This window comes from Proteus sp. G3927 (assembly GCF_963894685.1).
GTDB classification, from domain to species: domain Bacteria; phylum Pseudomonadota; class Gammaproteobacteria; order Enterobacterales; family Enterobacteriaceae; genus Proteus; species Proteus mirabilis.
In genome coordinates, this window is sequence record NZ_CAWQGX010000028.1 from 114,821 (window position 1) to 139,740 (window position 24,920).

Genomic DNA, 24,920 nt, shown 5'->3' on the forward strand with positions numbered 1-24,920 from the left:
TAAAAAACACCTCAAATACGACATTGATATTTGAGGTGTTAATTCTTTGCTTAAATAAGATGTTAACTTATATTAACCCTCTTATTTTTAGCGATTACATTGCTTGGCGGAATATCTCGATAACATCACTTTCACTACCTTGAACAGGGTTAGTGATGGCACATGCATCTTTTAATGCATTTTCAGCTAATGTTTTAAAATCTTCTTCTTTCACGCCTAATTCTTTCAGGCCTGCTGGAATACCGACATCTTTGGCGATTTTGCGGATCTCTTCAATACAAGCTTGCGCACCCTGCTCATCATTCATTGCCGAAACATCAACACCCATAGCTTGCGCTATATCTTTTAAACGACCTGCTGCTGCTTGGATATTATAAGCTTGAACATGAGGCAGTAATACTGCATTACATACACCATGAGGTAAGTTATAAAAACCACCTAATTGGTGAGCCATAGCATGCACATAACCTAAAGAAGCATTATTAAATGCCATACCCGCTAAAAATTGTGCATAAGCCATATTTTCACGTGCTGCTGTATCACCACCGTTTTCAACGACTTTACGTAAAGACTCACTGATCATCGTCACTGCTTTTAACGCACATGCATCAGTAATAGGATTAGCGGCAGTAGAGACATAAGCTTCAACAGCATGGGTTAACGCATCCATACCCGTAGCTGCGGTTAAACCTTTTGGCATACCAATCATTAACTCTGAATCATTTACAGATAAGATTGGTGTTACATTTTTATCAACAATAGCCATTTTAATATGACGCGCAGTATCCGTGATGATACAAAAACGTGTCATTTCAGAAGCAGTACCAGCGGTTGTATTAATTGCAATCAGTGGTAATTGCGGATGCTCAGAGCGATCAACCCCTTCATAATCGGCAATCTTACCACCATTGGCAGCGACTAGTGCGATACCTTTAGCACAGTCATGAGGAGAGCCACCACCTAAAGAGATAACACAGTCACATTGATGCTCTTTTAATAAGGCTAACCCCGCTTCAACATTTTCAACGGTAGGGTTTGGCGCTGTACCATCATAAGTAACGCTAGCAATACCTGATTTCGCCAGTAATTCACTCACTTTATTTACAACACCTAATTGATTTAAAACACTATCAGTAACAATCAGTGCTTTATGAAAGCCAAAGTCTTTCATTGAGTTTATCGCGTCTGCAAGACAACCTGCGCCTAATTTGTTTACTGAAGGGATATAAAATGTTGAACTGGCCATTATTGACTTCCTTTTAGTAATTTAATCTACGTTTTAATATGTTCTATTCTTTTTATTCTTAAATTGATCATTATCAATATAATGAATAAATATTAATTTTTTTATAATATTAGAGCTCTAAAATAATATAGATAATCTAATTATCCTATTAATTCAATAGGATAATACTATTAACATATTATCATTTGTAACAAAATAATTTGATAGGCTTATCAAAATAATAAATACCAAAGAAACATATCACCGCAGAAAAATTTTTTTAAAGTCGTATAATGACCGAATAAGAATACATGCTTAATCTTAGGAGTCATTGATGTCTTTGACTATTTTCGAGCAATTAACCACATTACTCAATAACCACCACGCCCGTTATCGCGTCATGGAACACCCGACCGCGGGTCGTTCTGAGGAAGTTGCTAAAATAAGAGGTACACAATTAGGGCAAGGGGCAAAAGGTCTAGTTTGTCATGTAAAAGGTAATGGTATTAAACAACATGTACTGGCCATTTTACCTGCTGATAAACAAGCTGATCTATCAAAACTCGCTATCGCTATTGGTGGGACAAGAGCCTCTCTTGCAAGCCCGAAAGAAGTTGATGAACTAACGCAATGTGTATTTGGCGCGATCCCACCTTTTAGTTTTCATCCAGCACTAAAACTGGTTGCTGATCCGCTATTATTTGAACGTTTTGATGAATTAGCCTTTAATGCTGGAACATTAGAACGCTCGATTATTTTAAATACACAAGATTATCAGCGGATTGCTCAGCCCGAGTTAATTCATTTTATTCGCCAAGATGATAATGATTAATAAAAGTACTATAAAATGCAGTTAAAAAGTATTTTTTAACTATAACTTTTTAATTACAAATAGTAAAAAGGTGCTGAAATTCAGCACCCCTAACACTTATAACTCACTGTTTTTAAAACTTACTCCATCCACTCAGTATGGAATACGCCTTCTTTATCAGTACGTTTATAAGTATGCGCACCAAAATAGTCACGTTGTGCTTGAATTAAGTTTGCTGGTAACACTTGCGCACGGTAGCTATCGTAATAAGAGATAGCCGCAGAGAATGTTGGCGTAGGAATACCTGCTTGAACACCATAACAAACAACATCACGCAATGCTTGTTGATACTCATCAGCGATATTTTTAAAGTAAGGTGCTAATAATAAATTAGCGATATTCGCATCGTCATTATAGGCATCAGTGATTTTTTGTAAGAATTGAGCACGAATGATACAACCTGCACGGAAAATTTTCGCAATTTCACCGTAATTTAGATCCCAGTTATATTCATCTGATGCAGCTTTCAATTGTTGGAAGCCTTGCGCATAAGAGACAATTTTACCTAAATATAGTGCACGACGAACATTCTCGATAAAGGCTTTTTTATCACCAGTAAATGCTTTTGGTGCTGGACCTGATAATACTTTAGATGCCGCCACACGTTGATCTTTCAGTGAAGAAATATAACGTGCAAAAACAGATTCTGTAATCAACGTAACAGGAACACCTAAGTCTAAAGAGCTTTGGCTAGTCCATTTACCGGTGCCTTTATTTGCCGCTTCATCAAGAATAACATCAACAAGGTAGTTACCTTCTTCATCTTTCTTACGGAAAATATCAGCAGTAATTTCAATAAGGTAGCTACTTAATTCACCTTTATTCCACTCGGTAAAAGTGTCCGCTAACTCTTCGTTAGTTAAACCTAGTGAGTGTTTTAATACTGAATAAGCTTCTGCTATCAGTTGCATATCACCATATTCGATACCATTGTGTACCATTTTCACATAGTGACCTGCACCATCTGCACCAATATAAGTGACACAAGGCTCGCCATCTGCCACCGCGGCAATTTTCTCAAGAATAGGAGCAACTAACTCATAGGCTTCTTTTTGACCACCAGGCATAATAGAAGGTCCTTTTAATGCCCCTTCTTCACCACCAGAAACACCCGTACCAATAAAGTTAAAACCTTGAGCCGATAGCTCACGATTACGACGAATAGTATCTTTAAAGAAAGTATTTCCGCCATCAATAAGGATATCGCCCTTATCTAAATGTGGTGTCAGCGCTGCGATGGTTTTATCTGTTGCTTCACCCGCTTTAACCATTAACAAAATACGACGCGGTTTTTCTAATGAATCAACAAATTCCTCAATAGAGTAATTCGGAACCAGTTTTTTACCTGGATTTTCAGCGATCACTTCATTGGTTTTATCGCTCGAGCGGTTGTAGATAGATACAGTGTAACCACGGCTTTCAATGTTTAGCGCAAGGTTACGTCCCATCACTGCCATACCAACCACGCCGATTTGCTGTTTTGACATGAAATAACTCCCGTCTGAATATAAACCTGCCAGTCTCAATGTACTGACAATTTGTTAACCTGATCACATAGTAACTCACTCTCTCATTTGGTGGTAGTTATTGATGCAATCGATATCGCATTCCTTATGGATAAAATGAAATTATTCTGCCACTATCAATAATAATTTATTGAAAAATTCCGCTAAATTGCTCATTATTCCCAAGTCGGCATATGCCGTCTTTATAGAAGGTAAAACAAACTGTATGGAATGGATCGTAGATCCGACGATATGGGTAGGTCTTTCCACCCTTATTGTTCTCGAAATCGTACTTGGTATTGATAACCTTGTTTTTATTGCTATTCTAGCAGATAAACTCCCAGCAAAATTAAGAGATAAAGCACGTATCACAGGATTATTGTGTGCTCTTATTATGCGGATTGTACTGCTATTTAGTCTCTCTTGGCTTATCACCCTAACCAAACCTCTTATCACACTGTTTGATCATCCTTTCAGTGCCAGAGACTTAATCATGCTCCTCGGAGGGATATTCTTACTTTTCAAAGCCACAATGGAGCTTAATGAACGGCTAGAAGGTAAAGATCATAACGAGGGAAAACAACGTAAAACCACGAGTTTTTGGTCTGTTGTTGCGCAAATTATTGTACTAGATGCTGTATTCTCTCTAGACTCTGTTATCACTGCGGTAGGGATGGTTGACCATCTCGGCGTTATGATTGCTGCTGTAACTATTGCGATGTTCTTGATGATCCTCGCAAGTAAGCCATTAACCACATTTGTCAATAATCACCCAACTATTGTTATTTTATGTTTAAGCTTCTTATTGATGATTGGTTTTGCCTTAGTTGCAGAAGGGTTTGGCTATCCAATACCTAAAGGCTATTTATACGCTGCCATTGGTTTCTCTATTATGATAGAGATATTTAACCAACTCGCACAGTTTAACCGTCGACGCTTCTTATCAGCTTCTCGCTCTTTGCGTGAACGTACAGCGGAAGCGGTATTGCGCATTATTAATGGTAAACCAGAAGCCTCTGAACTTGACCCTCACACTTCTGATTTAGTTGCTAATACAGAAGAGGTGTTTGATCCTCAAGAGCGCCAAATGATTGTGCGCGTTCTGGGTTTAAGCCAGCGAAACGTCAATAGTATTATGACTTCACGCCATGATGTTGAATATGTTGATCTAAAAGCCACCCAAGATGATATTCGCCAATTACTAGAAGAAGATCCCCATTCTCGTCTCGTTATTACCGACGAAGAAAATAGCGACGAACCTATCGGCGTGGTAAATGTTATTCAATTATTAAATCAACAGTTACGTAATGAACCATTAGATTTGCGTTTATTAATTACACAACCCTTAATCTTCCCTGAGGGGTTATCACTATTACAGGCATTAGAACAATTCCGTAATGCTCATACTCACTTTGCCTTTGTGGTTGATGAGTTTGGCTCTGTCGAAGGCATTGTTACCTTAACCGATGTAATGGAAACCATCGCCGGTAATTTACCAGTAAGTACAGAGGAAAATGACTCTCGTCACGACTTAGTACAGAATGAAGATGGCTCATGGACTGTCAATGGTTTTACACCGCTGGAAGACTTAGTGCTTTATATTCCTATTAAGTTGGATGAAAAACGTGAGTATGAAACCTTGGCTGGCTTATTGATGGAACACTTACAACGCGTTCCTGCCGTCGGTGAAAAAGTGGTTATTGATGGTATTGAATTTGAACCATTAGATGTACACAATCACCGTATTAATAAAGTACGTATTGTTGAACCAACACCTGAAGACGAAGAAAACGTCGACGAAGCTTAATTTCTATTAAATAACCAAATATCCGTCTCTAAGGCGGATATTTTTTATCTGAAAATGATGCTTAATAAAAAAACGGGCTTTGTCTATGCATAACAAAGCCCGTCAATAGAATGAAAAATAAAGTAGATAAAGCTAACTTTATTTCAATAATTTATTGATGATCAACCTAATGTGCTGGGTACCAGTATTTCCGTTGCAACAATCACAATCACAAGCCCGACCAATACTGGTACAGAAACGCGTTTCATCACTTCAAAAGGTGAAATTTTTGCCATTCCTGATACAGCAACTACCACACCCGATACAGGTGATAAAGTCCGTCCTAAGTTTGATGCTTGTAACATCGGAATAGTTAAGTAAGCAGGATTCACACCCATATTACTTGCTAAGCGCGGAATTAATTCAACGAAAGCATAGAAAGGCGCATTCCCTGAGCCGGTTGTCATTGCCGCGAGCATGGTAATTAAGACTAATGCAATCATCATAACAATTGCCCCTGATCCTAATGATTGTGCACCATCAATTAACGCGTGAATAAAGCCAACCGTTGTTAAACCTTGCGCAAAAACCCCTGCGGCAACTAATAACATTACCACTTGGGCAAATGCATCAGCCATACCACGGTAAGCAACTTCTAAACCGGCAAAAACTTCTTTAGCACTAAAGCTACGGATAAATTCAATAACCGCAGATAACATCATGCAAAGAATAATAATGGCAACAATATGAAGCTCTGGTAACCATTTACCATCAAAAACTAATACACCAATAATAGGTGTGAAAGGTAAAATCGCATAGAAATTAGGGGCGTGAGTTTTGATTTCGTTCACATCTAACATCTCTGTTTCAATATGCTCTTTACGATCAAGATAACGTTGCCAGAAAAAGTGAGCAATACACATCCCAAGAATTGCGGCAATAGAGATAGGCAGTGTTGTTTTAAACGCAAAATCAATAAGTGGCATTTCAGAAGCTTGTGCCGCTAAAATCACGTCACCAGAGGTTGGCGCCAAAATAATTGATGCAGGTGAAGCACAGATAGCTGCCGCCGCACCACGACTAATTCCCATATTGACCATCACTGGGAATAAGGTCGCCATCAATAACACACCAAGACCTGTTGCGGATGAAACAGCTAATGACATTAAACATGCAACAATATAAGCCGCTACCATTAAAAGATAAGGTGAGTTGATCATTTTTAATGGGCGTGAGGCAAGTTTCACGACCACGTCATTGGCACCAATATGAGTCATATAAGAAGCAAACCCACATAGCACCATGATCATCATCCCCAGATCACCACCACGGCTCATAAGTAGATTTTTTACATACTCAACAATATCGATTAAGCGATAACCGGTACTTGTGACACTGGCTGGTAATACTGATTTGCCCATAATCACACTGATGATAAGCAATAATAGCCCACCAGTAAGTAGCACACCTGTTGGCGAATATCCCTTAACAATGTAACGCCCAACACCCACAGCGACGAGGGCGCCGATAAGAATTTCAATCATGTATAGTTCCTGTCTACGATAGTTATTTATAAAATGAAGCTTTTTGTTTTTATCATCATTTTTTTGCATTTAGTGCAATGGACACACTCTGCCCAAAGGCAACGTTGCAGTGTATGACATATATCAAAAAAAACGACTATTTTTTTACATGTAAACAGTACGAATGAGTATTTTTTAGGCAAAAACTGAATTAAATGATAAACATAATGCACTATGAGCATAATTTAATCATTTTATCCATTTTCTGTTAACGGTGACAGGGAACCGGGAACGTGGATAAGAAACGTAATGCAGCATCTGTGTTCCACAGATATTGTTTAATATAAGAGAAGAGATTATTAATCATAAATTAATAAAATCAATTTATTAGCCAAAAAATAAAATAAGGTGGAATAAAAATTTATTCCACCTTGTTAACAACTTTAAAAATTATATTTTTTTCAATAATTGATTAAGCGCTTTAACTTCGGGGCTATCATCTTGCTTATTTAACCAATTATCTATGGCCTGTTTTGCTTTTTGCTGTAATTGATCACGTAGTAATTTTTCAACGTTAAACTCATATTGGATAGCATTCCAATTACCATACAATCTTAATGGAATATCTATTTTGGCTAGTTGGCGAATAAATTCATTCTCTTTACCCCAACCTTTTTTGATATTAACCATCAGCATCACATCTAGATTATGACGTTGTAGATCTAATTGACCTTGCCCGCTGATCTGATAAGCACTTGCTTGAGCATCTAACTGATTTAACGTCACTCGGCCTTTAGGCGCTAGTTTAAACTGAGCAATCACACTATCTGCTTTGGTATAGTTCTCAATATCTTCAGGATAAACCACTTGATCGGTTGTTTGTGCAATAGATTGCTGGATCACTTGTGGAATATTTAATCCTAGCATTTTAAATTCGCTTAATGAGGTATCCAGCGTACCCTGCCAACTATTAAGAAACGCGTTGTGATTATATCCGGCACCTTCTAGATGCCCTTTAGCAGAAATTAAACCGCTGAAATTTTCTGGCTGATCAAAGACGCGTAATAAAGGTTGCAAAGGGATATTATTCATTGTGACATTCATACTAATATGCGCTGGCACAATGCTGGTAGAAATCACCGTAGGCAGTGAGAAATTTCCGTTTAGGATCTGCCCTTCTAACCTATCAATATTTAATGATTTGGGGTTATTTAATGCGGTTAATTTAACATTGTTTATTTCTAATTCTTTATACAATAACTTATTGAGCGCTAAGTTTAAGCTAAATTCAATATCACCCCAGTGGGTTAAATCATACGCTTTGTTTTCAATTGTCGCGGAGGTAATAACCGGGCGAGCCATAATAGTTGCATTGGGTGATGGTGCAGCCTGAGCATGGCTAAAGAATGAGAATGATGGCGACGGAGTATTCGCCAAGGTTAACGATGCCGTTTCAGATGAATTAGGCTGTGCTAACTCAGGTAATAGGGTATTTAAATTTAAAGTGTCCCCAGTTAATTCCACTTGATAGCGGTTCTTTTTAGCCAATTCAGCCGTGATGCTACCTTGTAGCTGACTCTCATTTGCCGTCATATTTAAATTATTTAAGGCAATAACATTTACACTATCATTTTTAATATTGAAATCTGAGGTTAAATTTCCGGAGATCCCTTGAGCCGGAAGTCCTATTCCCGATAATGCATAATCTAATTGAGCGATATTGCCACTGATTTGATATGGGTAGCCACTCATATCAGCATTAGCAACAACATTTAACATTAACTCGCGACGATCACGATTAATTTTGGTGCTCATCTCAAGGTTAATTTGTTTTTTGTCGTCCGTTTTTAATAATAAATTGATATCGCGTAAATTAAGTTGCTCTCCCCCTTTGGTTTGCCAAATAATCAAACTATCGGAGATCCTCACCTTAGCAATATTTAGTTGCCAACGATTTGTTTTTGGCTCAATAATCGGACGAGTACTGTCTCCATTGGCAACAGAAGGCGGGGTTATTTTAGGTATTGCTTTACTCTCAGGCGTTTGTCTAACCACGGCGCCTTTTAGCATCACTTCTTTTACTTCCAACTGGTGGGAAAGTAATGGCCATAATTCCACATCAAGACGCATATTATCAGCAGTGATCAATGGTTGCTCAGCACCGGGAGCTGTTAATGACATTTTACCACTAATAATGCTGAGTTTTGGCCAGACATGCCAACGCATATCATCTTGTAAGGTTAATTTATAGCCACTTTGTTTTTCAACGCGTTCAACAAGATAACCACGAAAATCATTAGGGTTAATGAGCAAAACTAATGTCGTTAAGCCTGCCAAAATCACTACAAGCAAAATGGCGAGTGTTGTCAAAAACCTTTTCATATTGTTACCCGCTTAATAAAGTTGATAATAGTCGTTAATGAAAAATTAATCTTCGCTAATCCGACTTCCTACCGCACCTTGTTGATTTTTATATTTCGCATCTTGGCGACGATTGTAAGGCCTATCCGCAGAGCCTGACATAGGTTCAAAACTTAATGCGCCAATCACCATACCCGGTCTTAATGCTAATGGCAGTTTACCTGAATTAAAAAATTCTAATACGATGTGTCCATGCCAGCCCGGATCAATTCGGTGAGCCGTGACGTGTACCATTAATCCCAATCGCGCTAAAGATGAGCGTCCATCTAACCACCCTACTACATTATCCGGTAATGTGACAGACTCTAATGTAACCGCCAAGGCAAGCTCTCCGGGATGAAGATAAAAAGCTTCGCCTTCTGGTAATACAATTTCATCACTCATCACCCGCTCAAGGGCCTCATTAACTTCATTTTTGGGGCCACTGAGGTCAATGTAAGCCGCAGTATGTCCTTGGAAAACACGAAACTGGTTACCCAAGCGAACATCCGCTGTTGCGCCGTTAATTCGCTCGACAGGCGGGCGGGGTTCAATGACTAATTTACCTTCATCAAGCCACTGAATAATATCACGGTCGCATAATCGCATTTTATTTCCCTTCTTCAAGTTAAACAGGCAGTTTCATGGTTAATCATGCATGAAAGCTGCCTACAAATGAACTCAATTATTCACAAAACTGTCCGATTTTTGCTTTCAAAATATCGATCGCAACACGGTTTTTTCCCCCTCTAGGCACAATAATATCGGCATATTGTTTAGAAGGCTCAATAAACTGGAAGAACATCGGACGAACAGTTTTATTATATTGTTCAATAACAGAATCTAGACTACGCCCACGTTCATTCACATCACGTTTAATTCTACGCATTAGACAGATATCTAATGGCGTATCGACAAAGATAGAAAAATCCATCTCTTCACGTAAGCGCTTATCTGTTAATAACAGAATACCTTCAATAATAATAACTTTTTTTGGTTTAAAATGAATGGTTTCTGATTTACGGGTGTGAGCGACATAATCATATTGAGGGAGTTCGATGGCGTTTCCGGCTTTTAGTTCACACAAGTGTTGGTATAAAAGTGCGTGATCCATCGAATTGGGGTGGTCGTAGTTAACTTTATATCGCTCTTCCATTGTTAAATCACTTTGGTCACGATAATAGCAATCTTCTGGTATCACACCGATATTATGATCACCTACTTGCGCTCTTAATTCACGGTAAAGTGTACTGGCAATAAGACTTTTACCTGAAGCAGAGGCTCCAGCGATACCTACAATTGTGCACTGATGTGCTGTGTCAGCCATAATAAAAAACCTGGTTTGAAATAAAAAAGAGGAATAACGTAATAATATGTAAATATTACGCTCGCGCAGATTATAGTTTTGAAATCCTTCTGGTTCCAGCGTAAAACCAAAAATCTCTTTGTTTTTTATCAAAAATAGTCAGATTTCAGCGGATAAAAAAAAGGAAGCCTAAAAGACTTCCCATAATAATCAATAGATTATTGTTTCACCGCTTATACCGCGCGGAAAGAAATTTCCGTTGGAATAGCATCCCCATCCCAATACATTTGCGCAGAAACTGTTGAAGCAATTTCACGATAGATATCAGCGAATTCACCTTCTGGATCACGCATCACCGTCGGTTGTCCGCGATCTAAATCTTCACGTAAAGAGATATGCAGTGGAATTTGACCCAATAATTGGCAATGATATTTTTCGGCTAATTTCTCAGCACCACCAGTACCAAAAATAGGCTCAAGATGACCACAATTGCTACAAATATGCGCACTCATATTCTCAATAATACCTAATACGGGTACATTGACTTTTTTGAACATGACAATGCCTTTCATCGCATCCACCAGCGCAATATCTTGTGGTGTTGTAACAACAACGGCGCCAGTCACCGGAATATTTTGTGATAAGGTCAATTGAATATCACCCGTTCCTGGTGGCATATCGATCACAAGGTAGTCTAAATCAGGCCATAACGTATCTTGCAGCATTTGCATCAACGCTTTACTTGCCATTGGACCACGCCATACCATGGCATTATCGTCTGTGACTAAATAACCGATAGAGTTAGATGCTAGACCATACGCCATAATAGGTGCCATATGTTGCCCATCTGGTGAAGTTGGGCGTTCCATGGTTGTACCTAACATATTAGGAATGGATGGGCCATAAATATCCGCATCCAGAATACCAACTTTAGCCCCTTCTTGTGCTAGCGCTAAAGCAAGGTTTACCGCGGTACTGGATTTACCCACCCCGCCTTTACCTGAACTCACCGCCAGAATATTACGTACGCCATTAATACCTGGAAGATCGTTTGCACGACGTAGTGTGGCAATATTATGTTTTAGCTTCCACTCAACAGCTTTGGCTCCCGTCATATTACGCAGCTCTGCCGTTTTTTCTTCAATCAGTTGTTGGAAAGGTTTTTTCCACACAAACGGCATCACTAATTCGATATGAAGGACATCATCAATCATCGCACACTGATGTAATGCTTTTAGGGAAAGCAGATTACGTTTCAATGTCGGGTGTTCAAAAGTAGACAAGACACCTGAAACTTTTTCTTTCAGAATCTCAGGGGTGGTCTGCTCGGGGGATTTATCACTCATCCCGGCTCCTCTCATTTTCGTTATTCATTAAATATCTGAGTGCACCTATCATATCAGATAGTCAATGACTACGATAATGCCTTACCTCAATTTGCCAAGCGAAATTTCTCTTGCAAAAACTCTATGATTGCCCTAGCGACATCATGACGGATAGGTTAACATCAAAGACCCTTTTTTTAATTTAATGGAAGTAAGATCCTTACTATGTCTCACGTCGCGAATAAATTATTGGTAACCTGCGCGTTACCTTATGCTAACGGTTCAATTCATCTCGGTCATATCCTTGAACACATTCAGGCTGATATCTGGGTCCGTTACCAACGAATGCGCGGCAAAGAAGTTCATTTCATCTGCGCTGATGATGCTCACGGCACGCCTATTATGCTGAAAGCTCAACAATTGGGTATTACCCCAGAAGCCATGATTGAAGAGATGAGCAAAGAGCATCAACAGGATTTTGCCGGTTTTAATATCAGCTACGATAATTATCACTCCACACACAGTGAAGAAAATCGTCAATTATCGACGAAAATTTATCTAGCCCTGAAAAAAAATGGTCATATTAAAAGTAAAACGATTTCTCAACTTTATGATGAAGAAAAAGGCATGTTCTTGCCTGATCGTTTTGTTAAAGGGACTTGCCCTAAGTGTAAAGCGCCCGATCAATATGGTGATAACTGTGAAGTATGTGGGTCAACTTATAGCCCGACAGAATTAATTAATCCTCGCTCTGTGGTATCGGGTTCAACGCCGGTAATGCGTGAAACTGAACACTATTTCTTTGATCTCCCAGCCTTTAGCAATATGTTGCAAGAGTGGATCCGCTCCGGTGCATTGCAAGAGCAAGTAGCCAATAAGATGCAAGAGTGGTTTGACAGCGGTCTGCAACAGTGGGATATCACCCGTGACGCCCCTTATTTCGGTTTTGAAATCCCTGATGCGCCGGGTAAATATTTCTATGTTTGGTTAGACGCCCCTATTGGTTATATGGGCTCATTCTTAAACCTATGTGAAAAGCGTGGTGATTTAAGCTTTGATGAGTTCTGGAACAAAGAGAGCAAAACTGACTTATACCATTTTATCGGTAAAGATATCGTTTATTTCCACAGCTTATTCTGGCCGGCAGTGTTAGAAGGTAGTGAATACCGTAAACCAACCAACCTATTTGTGCATGGCTATGTCACCGTCAATGGTGCGAAGATGTCAAAATCTCGCGGTACCTTTATTACGGCACGTGCCTATCTTGATCACTTTGATGCTGATTGCCTACGCTATTACTATGCGGCAAAACTTTCATCACGTATTGATGATATTGACCTAAACTTAGAAGACTTTGTACAGCGTGTAAACAGCGATATCGTCAACAAGGTGGTTAACCTCGCGTCCCGTACTGCGGGTTTTATCAGTAAACGCTTTGATGGCAAATTAGCGGCAAGCCTTGATGATGCGAAGTTATATCAACATTTCGTCGATATGCAAGAAAGCATCGCACAATGTTTTGAAAACCGTGAATTTGGTAAAGCCATTCGTGAAATTATGGCATTAGCAGACGAAGCTAACCGCTATATTGATGAAAAAGCGCCTTGGGTGGTTGCTAAACAAGAAGGTAAAGAGGCTGAGTTGCAAGCTATTTGTACTATGGGAATTAACTTATTCCGTGTACTGATGACTTATTTAAAACCAATTCTACCTTCTTTAACAGAACGTTCAGAAACCTTCTTACAAACTGAATTAACTTGGAATGCTCTGTCGCAACCGCTGTTAAACCATGAAATTACTAAATTTAAAGCATTGTTTAATCGTATTGAAATGGATAAAGCCAATGCAATGGTAGAAGCTTCAAAAAGTACCATTGCGCCAGTCAAAGAAATCACGGGCCCATTAGCAGACGCGCCTATTCAAGAAACCATTAAATTTGATGATTTTGCCAAAATTGATATGCGCATTGCTGAAATTAAACAGGCTGATTTCGTTGACGGCTCAGATAAGTTGCTAAAATTAATACTGGACTTAGGGGGAGAAACACGCCAAGTATTCTCCGGCATTCGTTCTGCATACCCTGATCCGAAAGTATTAGAAGGTCGCTTAACTGTTATGGTTGCAAACCTAGCACCTCGCAAAATGCGTTTTGGAATTTCAGAAGGTATGGTGATGGCCGCAGGCCCTGGTGGTGAAGATATTTTCTTACTTAGCCCAGATAGTGGGGCTAAACCGGGTCACCAGGTGAAATAAAAACTGACCTTTATTCAAAATGCAAATACAAAGCGGGGTTCTATAAAGAGCCCCGCTCTTTTTTTATTGTGATCCATAGCACACTTTGAAAATTGGTGTATGATAAATACGTCAGTTGATTTAGGACACATATCTATGAAATCTAAGCGGGTGCAGATTACAATCTGGCACTATATACGATCATTTTTTATACTTTATCTTTGTCTTTTTGCCGGTAATCTTATTTCAGCCTTATTACCTTTCGCGGTGCCAGGCAGTATTGTTGGACTACTTATTCTATTTGGTTTACTTGCCTTCCAGCTTATTCCACTACGTTGGGTAAAACCCGGTGGTAATATTTTACTGAAAAATATGTCATTGCTCTTTATTCCTATCGGGGTGGGTGTAATGAACTATTATAATTTATTAAGCCAACAACTCTTTCCTATTGTTCTGGCCTGTGTTGTCAGTACCTTTGCGGTGATGGCGCTAGTCGCTTACTGCTCACATTACGTGCATCGTGAACGTCCTATTATCGGTGCTAAACCCGATAAAGTAGAGGATGTAGAATTAGCAGAACAACAAGACGACGACAGAGCGTTAAGTGAGAAGAAAAAATGTTAATATTAATGAATATTTGGTGGTCATTACCGCTAACACTTATTATTTTCTACTTAGCACGTAAACTGGCTGCTCGATTTAAATGGCCTATTTTAAATCCGTTATTGATTGCTATTGTTGTTATTATTCCTATTTTATTAGTGACACACACCGCTTATGAGGATTATTTTGCCGGAAGTCGTATCCTTAACGACTTGTTGCAACCAGCTGTTGTTGCTTTAGCTATTCCTTTATATCAACAATTACACCAAATACGCGCACAATGGAAATCGTTAATTAGTATCTGCTTTATTGGTAGTATCGCCGCCATGGCTAGTGGTACAGCGATTGCATTATGGGCTGGCGCTACTCCTGAAATTGCCGCCTCCATTTTGCCTAAATCGGTAACAACCCCTATCGCAATGGCTGTTGCGGATTCCATAGGTGGTATTCCTGCAATCAGTGCTGCATGTGTTATTGCAGTAGGTATTTTAGGTGCCATTTTTGGTCATACGCTATTTAAAATATTACGTATTCCAACTCACGCTTCTCGTGGTTTAGCGATGGGAACAGTCTCTCACGCAGTGGGTACTGCAAGAGCAGCTGAAATCGATTATATTGAAGGGGCATATAGTTCATTAGCATTAATGACTTGCGGTATTATTACTTCACTTACTGCACCCTTTATTTTTCCTTTTATTTTGCACCTTTTTAGCTAATTAGCTAAATCAAGAGAACACATAAAAAACCTTCGTTCAGAGCGAAGGTTTTTTATGCTAATGCTAAAATCAATTTACTATAAATTTGAGATGCATCTCCCAATTAATCATTCAGTTGCAATAGTTTCATTGAAAATATGATTTTAATCACATATAAGAATAGGTAAAGATGCCTAAAATCTTACAATAGCAGAAGATTAATGGGAGACACCTATATGCATACTCGTTTTCAGGCAATTTGGTCAGATTTATCCCCTCAATTACAACAAGCACTTACGCCTTATCTTGAGCAGGATGAATTTCCGGCAATGTTCACTGCAGAACAAGTTAATGCGTTAAAAACACAGTTACAATGTAATGATGATGAGTTAGCCCTCGCATTACTGCCTGTTGCAGCCGCTTGTGCTGTGACACCTATCTCTCATTTTAATGTGGGTGCCATTGCTCGTGGTGAAAGCGGCCACTTCTATTTTGGGGCAAATATGGAGTTTGCTGGCGCCCCATTACAACAAACGGTACACGCAGAGCAAAGTGCGGTTACACATGCTTGGTTACGCGGTGAGTCTCGTTTAGTTGCCATCACAGTTAACTATACCCCTTGTGGTCATTGTCGTCAGTTTATGAACGAACTAAATAGCGGCACTCATATTGCAATCCATCTCCCAGGCCGAAAAGTGGCGACCTTAGGTGACTACTTACCTGATAGCTTTGGCCCTAAAGATCTCAATATCACTACCCTACTGATGGATAAAGTTAATCACGGTTATCAAATAAATAACACTAGCCAACTAGCACAACAGGCACTACAAGCAATAAATCGTAGTCATGCCCCTTACAGCCATTCTCACAGTGGTATTGCTGTACAGATGAAAAGCGGCAAGATCTTTCAAGGTAGTTATGCTGAAAATGCCGCATTCAATCCTAGTATGCCACCATTACAAGCGGCACTTATTGCATTAAATATGGCGGGTGAAAATGTTATGGATATTGAGTCTGCAATATTAATTGAAAAAGCAGACAGCCTATTAACTCAGTGGGATGCCACACAAGCAACATTAACAGCTTTAGGTTGCCGCCAAATACAGCGTGTCACTTTGTAACATTTTTTAACTTATACCGTTAAATTGTCCTCATAAAAAAGCATCAGCATGTAAATTTTTGCTGATGCTTATCAGAAAAAGTCATAACAATTGTATCTATCTCTCATTTCTAAGCAGAAAAATCATAAAAAAATAACATAAGCTGTACATATTTTTATTATTTTGTAGGATCTACACTTGTCATGTGACTAACTGCCTTACAAGAGTATTTTTCATGGAACTGGAACACGAAAGTAAACGTCCTCTCTATATCCCGTATGCAGGCCCAATCCTGCTTGAATTTCCCCTGTTAAATAAAGGTAGTGCTTTTAGCGAAGAAGAGCGCAGCACCTTTAACCTTCATGGTTTACTGCCTGAGGCAGTAGAAACCATTGAAGAGCAGGTGGAACGCGCTTACCGTCAATATCTTGATTTTAAAAATGATAACGATAAACACATCTATTTAAGAAATATCCAAGATACCAATGAAACGCTATTTTATCGTCTGTTGGAATCTCACCTTACTGAAATGATGCCCATCATTTATACCCCCACAGTAGGTGAAGCTTGTGAGCACTTCTCTGATATTTACCGCCGTGCGCGTGGACTTTTTATCTCTTACCCTAACCGCGCCAATATTGATGATATGCTACAAAACGCCACCAAACAAAACGTAAAAGTGATTGTGGTCACAGATGGTGAGCGTATCCTTGGTTTAGGTGACCAAGGTATCGGTGGTATGGGTATTCCTATTGGTAAACTCTCTTTATATACCGCTTGTGGTGGAATAAGCCCCGCTTATACCTTACCCGTTGTACTGGATGTTGGCACCAATAATCCACAACGTTTAAATGACCCACTTTATATGGGCTGGCGCCATCCACGTATTACCGGAGATGAATATAACGAATTTGTCGATGAATTTATTCAAGCCGTTAAACGTCGTTGGCCAAATGTACTGCTGCAATTTGAAGATTTTGCACAAAAAAATGCCATGCCGTTATTAAATCGTTATCGTGATGAATTATGTTGCTTTAATGATGATATTCAAGGTACTGCCGCTGTGACATTAGGTAGTCTAATTGCGGCAAGTCGTGCTGCGGGGCGTCAATTAAAAGATCAAACTGTCGCTTTCTTAGGTGCAGGCTCAGCCGGTTGTGGTATTGCAGAGCAAATTATTGCACAAATGAAGTCTGAAGGACTAAGCGACGAACAAGCTCGTGCACGTATCTTTATGGTTGACCGTTTTGGTTTGTTAACGGATAAACTGCCAAACTTACTCGATTTCCAAAGCAAGCTTATTCAAAAAAGCGAAACGCTGGCCGATTGGCAAACAGAAACGGATGCAATTTCACTGTTAGAAGTGGTTAAAAATGCTAAGCCAACCATTCTGATTGGCGTTTCTGGTCAAGCAGGACTTTTCACTGAAGAGATTATTCGTGAAATGCATAAGCATTGTGAACGTCCTACCGTGATGCCTCTTTCTAACCCAACGTCTCGTGTTGAAGCGCGTCCTGAAGATATTATCAATTGGACTGATGGACAAGCTCTTGTTGCTACAGGAAGTCCATTTGCCCCAGTCACCTATAAAGAGAAAGTGTATCCTATTGCACAATGCAATAACTCATACATCTTCCCAGGTATTGGCCTTGGCGTTATTGCAAGTGGTGCAAAGCGTGTTACTGATGCCATGTTAATGGTTGCAAGCCGTGCGTTAGCCGATTGCTCGCCTATGGCAAAAGAAGGCGATGGCCCACTATTACCTTTATTAGCCGATATTCAACAAGTTTCACGTTATATTGCTAAACAAGTTGCCAAAGAAGCACAGGTGCAAGGTGTTGCAACGGTCACGTCTGATTCTGCTTTAGAAGAAGCGATTGAACGTAACTATTGGGAGCCTGAATACCGTATTTACAAGAGAACGTCATTCTAATTGAGTTAAAATCATTAGGTTTCATTCTGAAAAGCGCACTATTATCACTAATAGCGCGCTTTTTTCTTGCTTCCCAATTAGTGCTCAAGTAGCCTTTAACCTATTAGAAAACCCTGAGTCATTAAGGCAAGGATATGCTAAAGCGCCTCATTTATCTCTTTTTGACCCTTTTTATCTTAGTTGCGGTGGCATTAATTGCTTGTGATCGCTGGATAGGTGTAAAAACTAGCCCCTATATATTTGAAGATATAGATAAACTACCCGCCAAAAAAGTAGGCATGGTATTAGGTACTGCTAAATATTACACCACAGGCTATCTTAACCAATTTTATCAATATCGTATTCAAGGTGCTGTTAATGCCTATAACAGCGGCAAAGTGCAATATCTGTTACTCAGTGGAGATAATGCACAGCATAGCTATAATGAACCCAATACGATGCGTAAAGATTTAATTAAAGCAGGCATACCGGCATCGCGTATCGTTATGGATTTTGCTGGATTTAGAACTTTAGATTCGGTAGTACGCACAAAAGAAGTGTTTGGAACAGATGGCTTTACTATTATCACTCAGCGTTTCCATTGCGAACGAGCCGTATTTATTGCCCTTGAAAAAGGCATTGATGCCCAGTGTTTTGCTGTTGCTTCGCCGAAGAGTATGTTTAAGGTGCGTGTACGTGAAGTTTTAGCCAGAGCAGGTGCAGTTGTCGATCTCTATATATTAAAACGCGAACCGCGTTTTCTAGGTCCACCAGAAGCGATACCTGCTGTACAAAATATTCCTGATGATATTAAGGGCTATCCGGCGGTTTCACCACAAGAGGTAGAAGCGTTGCCATTAAACAATGGCAAAAACAGTTAAAAGCGTTTAGCTAACCCTGTTGACGAGTGGCGCCACAGCCACTCGATTGGCCCTTGAGAAAAATAGCGTAACCACGTTACAGCAAAGATAATATTTATCCCCCAAATAGCCATCACAAATAGCATAAGCTGCAATAAAGTAAATTGGTTAAATAACCCCATCCGCTGGAAAAGCGTCGTGCCAATAATACTCTGTAGTAAATAGGTGGTAAGCGCCATTTTCCCCACACAACGTAAAGCATAGGCGATAAAACTGTGTTGAATATAAGGCCATGCCCAATAGAGTAAAGCAATATAACCTAAGCTTTGAATAATTTGGATCACCATGGTGATAGGCTGAGCCACTACCGCAGACCACATATAATGCCAATCTAAATAATAATCGGTAATAACAAGCGTCCCTTGGAAAAGTAAACTTATGACTAAAAAACAAACCGCTATCAAACCATAATGAGACTGTGAATAGCATCGTTGTAACCAACCGGATGCCATTAACGCCGCCCCCATTAACATGGCGCCAATTAAAAACCAACTATATTGACGAACTAAATTAAAAATAAAATCACTCAGTTCATCTAATCGCCAGTAGATACTATTTATATAGTTTCCGGTTTTCCAGTTAGTCTCTATCATGGCGGAATAGTCAGAGCTATACCAAACTATTTCAACAAAATCACGATAGTAATAAAATAAAAAAGCTAAAATAATCGCGCCAAATAAATAGAGCAGCAGCCCAAGGATAAATTGCCGCTTAATAGGTAATGCTTTAATAAAAAAGAGAACAAATAATCCGCAAATACTATAAGGAAATAAGATATCCCCTTCCCATAGTAATAGGGTATGAATAATACCGATTAATGCCAGAATAATTAGGCGAGAGACGTTCCAAGCAACAGAGCGTTGAGATAATAAATAAAGTGTTCCGCCAAATAGCAGCGCAAAAATAAACAGAAACTTTCCTTGGGTAAATAAATTTAGCCCCATCCAAGTAAGTTTGTCCGCAAAAGTCGCCTCTCCTGAATGCATAGGATTAAATGAGGCAACTCTTAATAAGGCAAAACCTGAGATATTGAGTAATAAGATGCCAAGGATCGCTATTCCTCTCAACGCATCTAAAGCGTCGATGCGTTGACGTGAACTTTGTTCCATTTATTCATCTCAAAGATGGCGTACAGCACGCAAAAACTCTTGGCGAGTATTTTGGCTAGATTTAAATAGTCCACCTAATGAAGTTGTGGTGGTTGCACTGGTTGCATCACGAATGCCTCTTGCTTTTACACAATAGTGAACGGCATCAATAGAGACAGCAACGTTTTTCGTCCCCAATAGCGTTTGTAAGGCAATCAATATTTGTTGCGTTAAACGCTCTTGCACTTGAGGGCGTTGTGCGAAGAACTGCACAATACGGTTAATTTTTGATAAACCAATCACTTTATCTTTAGGAATATAAGCAACCGTTGCTTTACCATCAATAGTGACAAAATGGTGCTCACAAGTACTGGTTAATGTGATGTCACGAACAGTGACCATTTCATCAACCTGCATTTTATTTTCAATCAGGGTGATTTTAGGAAAGTTGTGATAATCCAAGCCTGAAAAAATTTCATCAACATACATTTTCGCAATGCGATGTGGCGTTTCCGCTAAACTGTCATCACTTAAATCTAGGTTTAACAATTTCATCACTTCCGTCATGTGATGTTTAATTTGTTGTTTACTCTCACTGGGTGAAAGTTTTGGCTCACGAAGAGGCGTTTCCAAACCACGCTCCACTAACGCGGCATGTACCCATTGCGCCTCTTTACTTAATGTTGATGACATTGGACTCTCCGATAAACACATTAATTAAGTCTCTGTTACCTAATTCAACGATAACCGTTACACTTTAGATGAGCTGAATCACATTATCCAGCAATACTGCATTTTTGGTTATGAAATTATTGCTTTTTTGTCATTTTTTATTGTTTTACCCTTTATTGTTTTCTTTCATACAAACCAAAATACCGCCGATGATCAATATCACAAAGGCGACATATAATGCCGGCTCTAGTCTTCCCGTTAACGCCGTTGAAAGGAAGGAAACCAGAGGCCCAACTAGCTGTCCAATAGCATAAAATGTTGTTAATAATCCTGCCATATAACGAGCATGATCAGGTGCCAACTCTTTACCACGTAAAAATGCCAATTGCACCGCACACATTAACCCTCCCCCCACTAAAAATGCGCCAATAGCAAGACCTGTAATTGTGGGTAGCCATTCGGCAATGATGATCCCCAGTGCTTGCAACCATAGTGTTATCGCCAATCGTAATTGTGTATTAAGGACATTACGTGTCAGTATCGCGATCCCAATACATAAAGCTGCGGAAGCACCAAAAATAGGCCAGACAAATTGAGCAACTAAGCTACCGGGAAAACGTTCCGTCGCCATTTGAGATAAAAAGGTTGCAGGTAAAATATAACCAAAGCCCGCAAAGGTATAACCCCAAATCAATTTTTTCATCGCCGGCGTTAAGATAAGTGGCTCTACTTTGACTTGCTCACGATTAATTGACCAAGGTTTGGGTAAATGATAGCTCACATAAATTGCACAAATAAATGCCAACACACCGTAAATCAACCAACCTGTTGTCGCACTCATCTGCCACTTGAGAATGAATACCGCAAGAAGGCCACTAATAAAGATCCCCGCCCCTGTTCCTGCATAGACTGCCACACTTAATGCCGGGCGATTTAAACGGGCTAATACTTCATTTGCCCACGAAGCAACGAGCACTAATGTCCAACCGCTTGCCCAACCAATAAAAAAACGGGCAATACTATGAGTTAAAGCATCATTAAGTACCGCACTAAGCAGTGTAATGATCACCGCTCCCCATAATCCCCCCCAAAGCCGATAGCCCACACCTTTAGTTGCTTTCATCGCATCATATGAACCAGCTAAATATCCTAGATAATTAAATGCAGCAACAATACTGGCACTGGTTAATGTCAGTTGTGTGTCCGCAATCATTAGCGGTACTTGAGGCGTAAAAGTAAAACGCCCTATCCCCATAGCAACAACTAAAGCAAGGAAACCACTAAAAGCGATATGAAAGGCTTGTGCTGAATGGCTTGGGTGGGTTGAGGTATTCATAAGGCTCCATTGTATTGATGTTATTTATTACATTTAAAATACAACAATATTATTAACACATTAACTAACAGTTTTGTTTTAAATAGTTAACATTTTATGTTGAGTAATATTTTCTTTTTTTGCTGATGAGATGATCGCTAACATGATGTGCTTCATCGTGATAGATTAGTATCATGAAATAAAACAGAACATTTCGATAGATTTGGAGTATACAATGAGTCAATGTCAGGTTAGCGGTTTGTTATCCCTTGATGAGGCGCTAGAAAAATTACTTGAAAAACCGGTGGCAATCACAGATACCCTTAGTATCCCTTTGCATAAGGCAGCAGGTTATATCTTAAGTGAGCACATCACTTCACCACTCAATGTACCTCCTTTCGATAATTCTGCCATGGATGGTTACGGTGTACGTTATACGGATCTAAACACTCAATCTCCTTTACCTATTGCAGGCAAAGCGTTTGCTGGAGTCCCTTTTGAAGGTGAATTACCACAAGGACAATGTGTTCGTATCATGACCGGAGCCATGATACCCGCAGGTGTCGATACCGTTATTATGCAAGAAGAAACACAAGTGACTGACAACGGTATTCTTTTTCCACATCCGGCCAAGCTTGGACAAAATATTCGTCGTATTGGTGAGGATATAAAACAAAACGATATCGTCTTAGCCGCAGGAACAAAACTTTCTACAGCACAGTTACCTCTTATTGCTTCACTCGGTATTGCCAATATTAATGTTTACCGCAAATTAAAAGTGGCCGTATTTTCAACGGGTGATGAGTTGCAAACTATTGGCCAACCATTAAAAGCGGGGCAAATCTATGATACTAACCGCTTTGCCGTACGCTTAATGTTGGAAAAATTAGATTGTGATGTGCTTGATTTAGGCGTTATTCCAGATTCGCCAGAAAAACTGCGAGAAACTTTTAAAACCGCTGATGCACAAGCGGATTTAGTGATTAGCAGTGGCGGAGTTTCTGTGGGTGAAGCGGACTATACTAAACAAATTTTAGATGAAATAGGCGAAATTGGTTTTTGGAAATTAGCCATTAAGCCAGGTAAACCTTTTGCTTTTGGTCGCTTACATAATGCTTGGTTCTGCGGATTACCGGGTAATCCTGTCTCAGCAACAGTGACATTCTACCAATTAGTACAGCCTTTAATTGCCCGTTTATCTGGTTTTAGTCAGTGGCGAGCACCACAGCGTTTCCATGCTAAAACCTGTTCACCATTAAAAAAATCTGTCGGTCGTCTGGATTTCCAACGCGGTATCGCCAGTATTAATGAAAATGGTGAATGGCAAGTAACCACATCGGGACATCAAGGCTCTCACGTATATAGCTCCTTTAGTGTTGCAAACTGTTTTATCGTCTTAGAGCGAGAGCGTGGTAAAGTTGCAGCGGGTGAAACCGTCACTATTGAGCTATTTAATCCTCTGCTAAAAAGCGAATAGTGTTTATGAGTATAGAATTAACCGATGAAGAAACGCTGCGTTATAATCGCCAAATTGTGTTAAGAGGCTTTGATTTTGACGGTCAAGAAGCACTGAAAGGTGCTTCTGTATTGATTGTCGGTGTTGGGGGATTAGGCTGTAGTGTATCGCAATATCTCACTGCCGCAGGTGTTGGCAAACTGACACTATTAGATTTTGATACCGTTTCACTGTCCAATCTTCAACGCCAGATCCTGCATCGCGATAGCACCATTGGTCAGCCGAAAGTTTTATCAGCTAAAACAACATTAAACGCGATTAATCCCCATGTACAGATAGATACGGTTGATGCACTACTTGAAGATAAAGCACTGGCTGAATTAATCAGCCAACATCATCTGATAATGGATTGCACAGATAATGTCACTATCCGCGAACAACTAAATCGACTGTGTTTTGTGCAGAAAAAACCCTTAGTATCTGGTGCAGCCATTCGTATGGAAGGCCAAATTAGCGTCTTTACCTATCAAGATGATGAACCTTGCTATCGCTGTTTAAGTCATCTTTTTGGTGATAATGCACTCACTTGTGTTGAAGCGGGTATTATGGCCCCTGTTGTGGGTACTATTGGCACTTTACAGGCCATTGAAGCCATCAAATTACTCACTGGTTATGGTGAAACTTTACATGGCAAAGTATTAATATTTGACGCTATGCGGATGCAATTTCGTGAATTTAAGCTACCTAAAAATCCACACTGTGATGTATGTGCGGCTAATTTACCCGATAATTGACCCCTTCTAATATTTTAATAGGGTAAGTAGCTATCGGTTCTGCTTACCTTATTCTCTTCCATATAGTGGTATTCTATGCGGTTTATCCTATTATTTTCGCCCGTTGATAAAACAGTTAGTTAAATCAATGTAACACGTAGGTAGTATTGAGCGTCATTTAATTCTAATATGACCGCCCGCATCAAAACTTCA

General features: G+C 39.6%; 20 protein-coding genes. 10 read left to right on the forward strand and 10 right to left on the reverse strand.

Features of this window, described 5'->3' with window-relative positions:
• Nucleotides 1-94: 94 nt before the first annotated feature.
• Entirely contained in the window at nucleotides 95-1,246 is a 1,152-nt protein-coding gene (gene yiaY, locus AACV00_RS11810; protein WP_004244521.1) for an L-threonine dehydrogenase, read from the reverse strand.
• Nucleotides 1,247-1,559: 313 nt separating this feature from the next.
• Between yiaY and AACV00_RS11815 the strand changes: the two genes are divergently transcribed.
• Nucleotides 1,560-2,057, forward strand: a complete 498-nt coding sequence (locus AACV00_RS11815; protein ID WP_004244520.1) for a YbaK/prolyl-tRNA synthetase associated domain-containing protein — start codon at nucleotides 1,560-1,562, stop codon at nucleotides 2,055-2,057.
• A 119-nt stretch (nucleotides 2,058-2,176) separates the two neighbouring features.
• Here AACV00_RS11815 and gndA read toward each other — a convergent pair whose 3' ends face one another.
• Nucleotides 2,177-3,583: an NADP-dependent phosphogluconate dehydrogenase gene (gene gndA, locus AACV00_RS11820; RefSeq protein ID WP_004244519.1), complete on the reverse strand. Its 1,407-nt coding sequence runs from the start codon at nucleotides 3,581-3,583 to the stop codon at nucleotides 2,177-2,179.
• Nucleotides 3,584-3,827: 244 nt separating this feature from the next.
• On the opposite strand from gndA, the gene AACV00_RS11825 reads away from it, so the two are divergent.
• A complete protein-coding gene (locus AACV00_RS11825; protein ID WP_004247594.1) occupies nucleotides 3,828-5,408 on the forward strand; it encodes a TerC family protein in 1,581 nt (526 codons plus the stop codon).
• Nucleotides 5,409-5,569: 161 nt separating this feature from the next.
• On the opposite strand, the gene dcuC is transcribed toward AACV00_RS11825, so the two are convergent.
• From dcuC to apbC, 5 genes are all read right to left on the reverse strand, one after another.
• On the reverse strand, nucleotides 5,570-6,931 hold the full coding sequence (gene dcuC, locus AACV00_RS11830) for an anaerobic C4-dicarboxylate transporter DcuC (protein WP_004247593.1): 1,362 nt from the start codon (nucleotides 6,929-6,931) through the stop codon (nucleotides 5,570-5,572).
• Between the two features lie 429 nt (nucleotides 6,932-7,360).
• A complete protein-coding gene (asmA, locus tag AACV00_RS11835; RefSeq protein ID WP_110706700.1) occupies nucleotides 7,361-9,292 on the reverse strand; it encodes an outer membrane assembly protein AsmA in 1,932 nt (643 codons plus the stop codon).
• Between the two features lie 45 nt (nucleotides 9,293-9,337).
• The gene (dcd, locus tag AACV00_RS11840) at nucleotides 9,338-9,919 is read right to left on the reverse strand and encodes a dCTP deaminase (RefSeq protein ID WP_004244515.1); all 582 of its coding nucleotides are present in this window, start codon (nucleotides 9,917-9,919) and stop codon (nucleotides 9,338-9,340) included.
• 76 nt (nucleotides 9,920-9,995) lie between these two features.
• The gene (gene udk / locus AACV00_RS11845; RefSeq protein WP_004247591.1) at nucleotides 9,996-10,637 is read right to left on the reverse strand and encodes a uridine kinase; all 642 of its coding nucleotides are present in this window, start codon (nucleotides 10,635-10,637) and stop codon (nucleotides 9,996-9,998) included.
• 212 nt (nucleotides 10,638-10,849) lie between these two features.
• Complete coding sequence (gene apbC, locus AACV00_RS11850) at nucleotides 10,850-11,962, reverse strand: iron-sulfur cluster carrier protein ApbC (RefSeq protein WP_004247590.1); 1,113 nt, start codon at nucleotides 11,960-11,962, stop codon at nucleotides 10,850-10,852.
• A 204-nt stretch (nucleotides 11,963-12,166) separates the two neighbouring features.
• On the opposite strand from apbC, the gene metG reads away from it, so the two are divergent.
• From metG to sanA, 6 genes are all read left to right on the forward strand, one after another.
• On the forward strand, nucleotides 12,167-14,194 hold the full coding sequence (gene metG, locus AACV00_RS11855; RefSeq protein ID WP_049198734.1) for a methionine--tRNA ligase: 2,028 nt from the start codon (nucleotides 12,167-12,169) through the stop codon (nucleotides 14,192-14,194).
• A 135-nt stretch (nucleotides 14,195-14,329) separates the two neighbouring features.
• Complete coding sequence (locus tag AACV00_RS11860) at nucleotides 14,330-14,797, forward strand: CidA/LrgA family protein (protein WP_004247588.1); 468 nt, start codon at nucleotides 14,330-14,332, stop codon at nucleotides 14,795-14,797.
• Entirely contained in the window at nucleotides 14,791-15,492 is a 702-nt protein-coding gene (locus tag AACV00_RS11865) for a CidB/LrgB family autolysis modulator (protein WP_004247587.1), read from the forward strand. The genes AACV00_RS11860 and AACV00_RS11865 overlap by 7 nt, the downstream gene beginning before the upstream one ends.
• A gap of 215 nt (nucleotides 15,493-15,707) precedes the next feature.
• On the forward strand, nucleotides 15,708-16,592 hold the full coding sequence (cdd, locus tag AACV00_RS11870; protein WP_049198735.1) for a cytidine deaminase: 885 nt from the start codon (nucleotides 15,708-15,710) through the stop codon (nucleotides 16,590-16,592).
• 214 nt (nucleotides 16,593-16,806) lie between these two features.
• Complete coding sequence (locus AACV00_RS11875) at nucleotides 16,807-18,504, forward strand: NAD-dependent malic enzyme (protein WP_004244507.1); 1,698 nt, start codon at nucleotides 16,807-16,809, stop codon at nucleotides 18,502-18,504.
• A gap of 134 nt (nucleotides 18,505-18,638) precedes the next feature.
• Complete coding sequence (gene sanA, locus AACV00_RS11880) at nucleotides 18,639-19,364, forward strand: outer membrane permeability protein SanA (protein WP_004244506.1); 726 nt, start codon at nucleotides 18,639-18,641, stop codon at nucleotides 19,362-19,364.
• On the opposite strand, the gene yeiB is transcribed toward sanA, so the two are convergent.
• From yeiB to AACV00_RS11895, 3 genes are all read right to left on the reverse strand, one after another.
• Complete coding sequence (yeiB, locus tag AACV00_RS11885) at nucleotides 19,361-20,512, reverse strand: DUF418 domain-containing protein YeiB (protein WP_087726652.1); 1,152 nt, start codon at nucleotides 20,510-20,512, stop codon at nucleotides 19,361-19,363. The two genes, sanA and yeiB, sit on opposite strands and share 4 nt — an antisense overlap.
• Before the next feature lie 9 nt (nucleotides 20,513-20,521).
• Complete coding sequence (gene folE / locus AACV00_RS11890) at nucleotides 20,522-21,184, reverse strand: GTP cyclohydrolase I FolE (protein ID WP_004244504.1); 663 nt, start codon at nucleotides 21,182-21,184, stop codon at nucleotides 20,522-20,524.
• 145 nt (nucleotides 21,185-21,329) lie between these two features.
• Entirely contained in the window at nucleotides 21,330-22,499 is a 1,170-nt protein-coding gene (locus tag AACV00_RS11895) for a YbfB/YjiJ family MFS transporter (RefSeq protein ID WP_004244503.1), read from the reverse strand.
• Between the two features lie 214 nt (nucleotides 22,500-22,713).
• Here AACV00_RS11895 and moeA point away from each other — a divergent pair, with 214 nt between their 5' ends.
• Nucleotides 22,714-23,955, forward strand: coding sequence for a molybdopterin molybdotransferase MoeA (gene moeA, locus AACV00_RS11900; protein WP_004252107.1), 1,242 nt, complete (start codon nucleotides 22,714-22,716; stop codon nucleotides 23,953-23,955).
• A gap of 5 nt (nucleotides 23,956-23,960) precedes the next feature.
• Nucleotides 23,961-24,728: a molybdopterin-synthase adenylyltransferase MoeB gene (gene moeB / locus AACV00_RS11905; protein ID WP_036971803.1), complete on the forward strand. Its 768-nt coding sequence runs from the start codon at nucleotides 23,961-23,963 to the stop codon at nucleotides 24,726-24,728.
• Nucleotides 24,729-24,920 lie beyond the last annotated feature (192 nt).

Bases quoted from the DNA above. Each gene is read 5' to 3' on its own strand.
- yiaY (WP_004244521.1), bottom strand. From the start codon at position 1,246: ATGGCCAGTTCAACATTTTATATCCCTTCAGTAAACAAATTAGGCGCA.
- AACV00_RS11815 (WP_004244520.1), top strand. From the start codon at position 1,560: ATGTCTTTGACTATTTTCGAGCAATTAACCACATTACTCAATAACCAC.
- gndA (WP_004244519.1), bottom strand. From the start codon at position 3,583: ATGTCAAAACAGCAAATCGGCGTGGTTGGTATGGCAGTGATGGGACGT.
- AACV00_RS11825 (WP_004247594.1), top strand. From the start codon at position 3,828: ATGGAATGGATCGTAGATCCGACGATATGGGTAGGTCTTTCCACCCTT.
- dcuC (WP_004247593.1), bottom strand. From the start codon at position 6,931: ATGATTGAAATTCTTATCGGCGCCCTCGTCGCTGTGGGTGTTGGGCGT.
- asmA (WP_110706700.1), bottom strand. From the start codon at position 9,292: ATGAAAAGGTTTTTGACAACACTCGCCATTTTGCTTGTAGTGATTTTG.
- dcd (WP_004244515.1), bottom strand. From the start codon at position 9,919: ATGCGATTATGCGACCGTGATATTATTCAGTGGCTTGATGAAGGTAAA.
- udk (WP_004247591.1), bottom strand. From the start codon at position 10,637: ATGGCTGACACAGCACATCAGTGCACAATTGTAGGTATCGCTGGAGCC.
- apbC (WP_004247590.1), bottom strand. From the start codon at position 11,962: ATGAGTGATAAATCCCCCGAGCAGACCACCCCTGAGATTCTGAAAGAA.
- metG (WP_049198734.1), top strand. From the start codon at position 12,167: ATGTCTCACGTCGCGAATAAATTATTGGTAACCTGCGCGTTACCTTAT.
- AACV00_RS11860 (WP_004247588.1), top strand. From the start codon at position 14,330: ATGAAATCTAAGCGGGTGCAGATTACAATCTGGCACTATATACGATCA.
- AACV00_RS11865 (WP_004247587.1), top strand. From the start codon at position 14,791: ATGTTAATATTAATGAATATTTGGTGGTCATTACCGCTAACACTTATT.
- cdd (WP_049198735.1), top strand. From the start codon at position 15,708: ATGCATACTCGTTTTCAGGCAATTTGGTCAGATTTATCCCCTCAATTA.
- AACV00_RS11875 (WP_004244507.1), top strand. From the start codon at position 16,807: ATGGAACTGGAACACGAAAGTAAACGTCCTCTCTATATCCCGTATGCA.
- sanA (WP_004244506.1), top strand. From the start codon at position 18,639: ATGCTAAAGCGCCTCATTTATCTCTTTTTGACCCTTTTTATCTTAGTT.
- yeiB (WP_087726652.1), bottom strand. From the start codon at position 20,512: ATGGAACAAAGTTCACGTCAACGCATCGACGCTTTAGATGCGTTGAGA.
- folE (WP_004244504.1), bottom strand. From the start codon at position 21,184: ATGTCATCAACATTAAGTAAAGAGGCGCAATGGGTACATGCCGCGTTA.
- AACV00_RS11895 (WP_004244503.1), bottom strand. From the start codon at position 22,499: ATGAATACCTCAACCCACCCAAGCCATTCAGCACAAGCCTTTCATATC.
- moeA (WP_004252107.1), top strand. From the start codon at position 22,714: ATGAGTCAATGTCAGGTTAGCGGTTTGTTATCCCTTGATGAGGCGCTA.
- moeB (WP_036971803.1), top strand. From the start codon at position 23,961: ATGAGTATAGAATTAACCGATGAAGAAACGCTGCGTTATAATCGCCAA.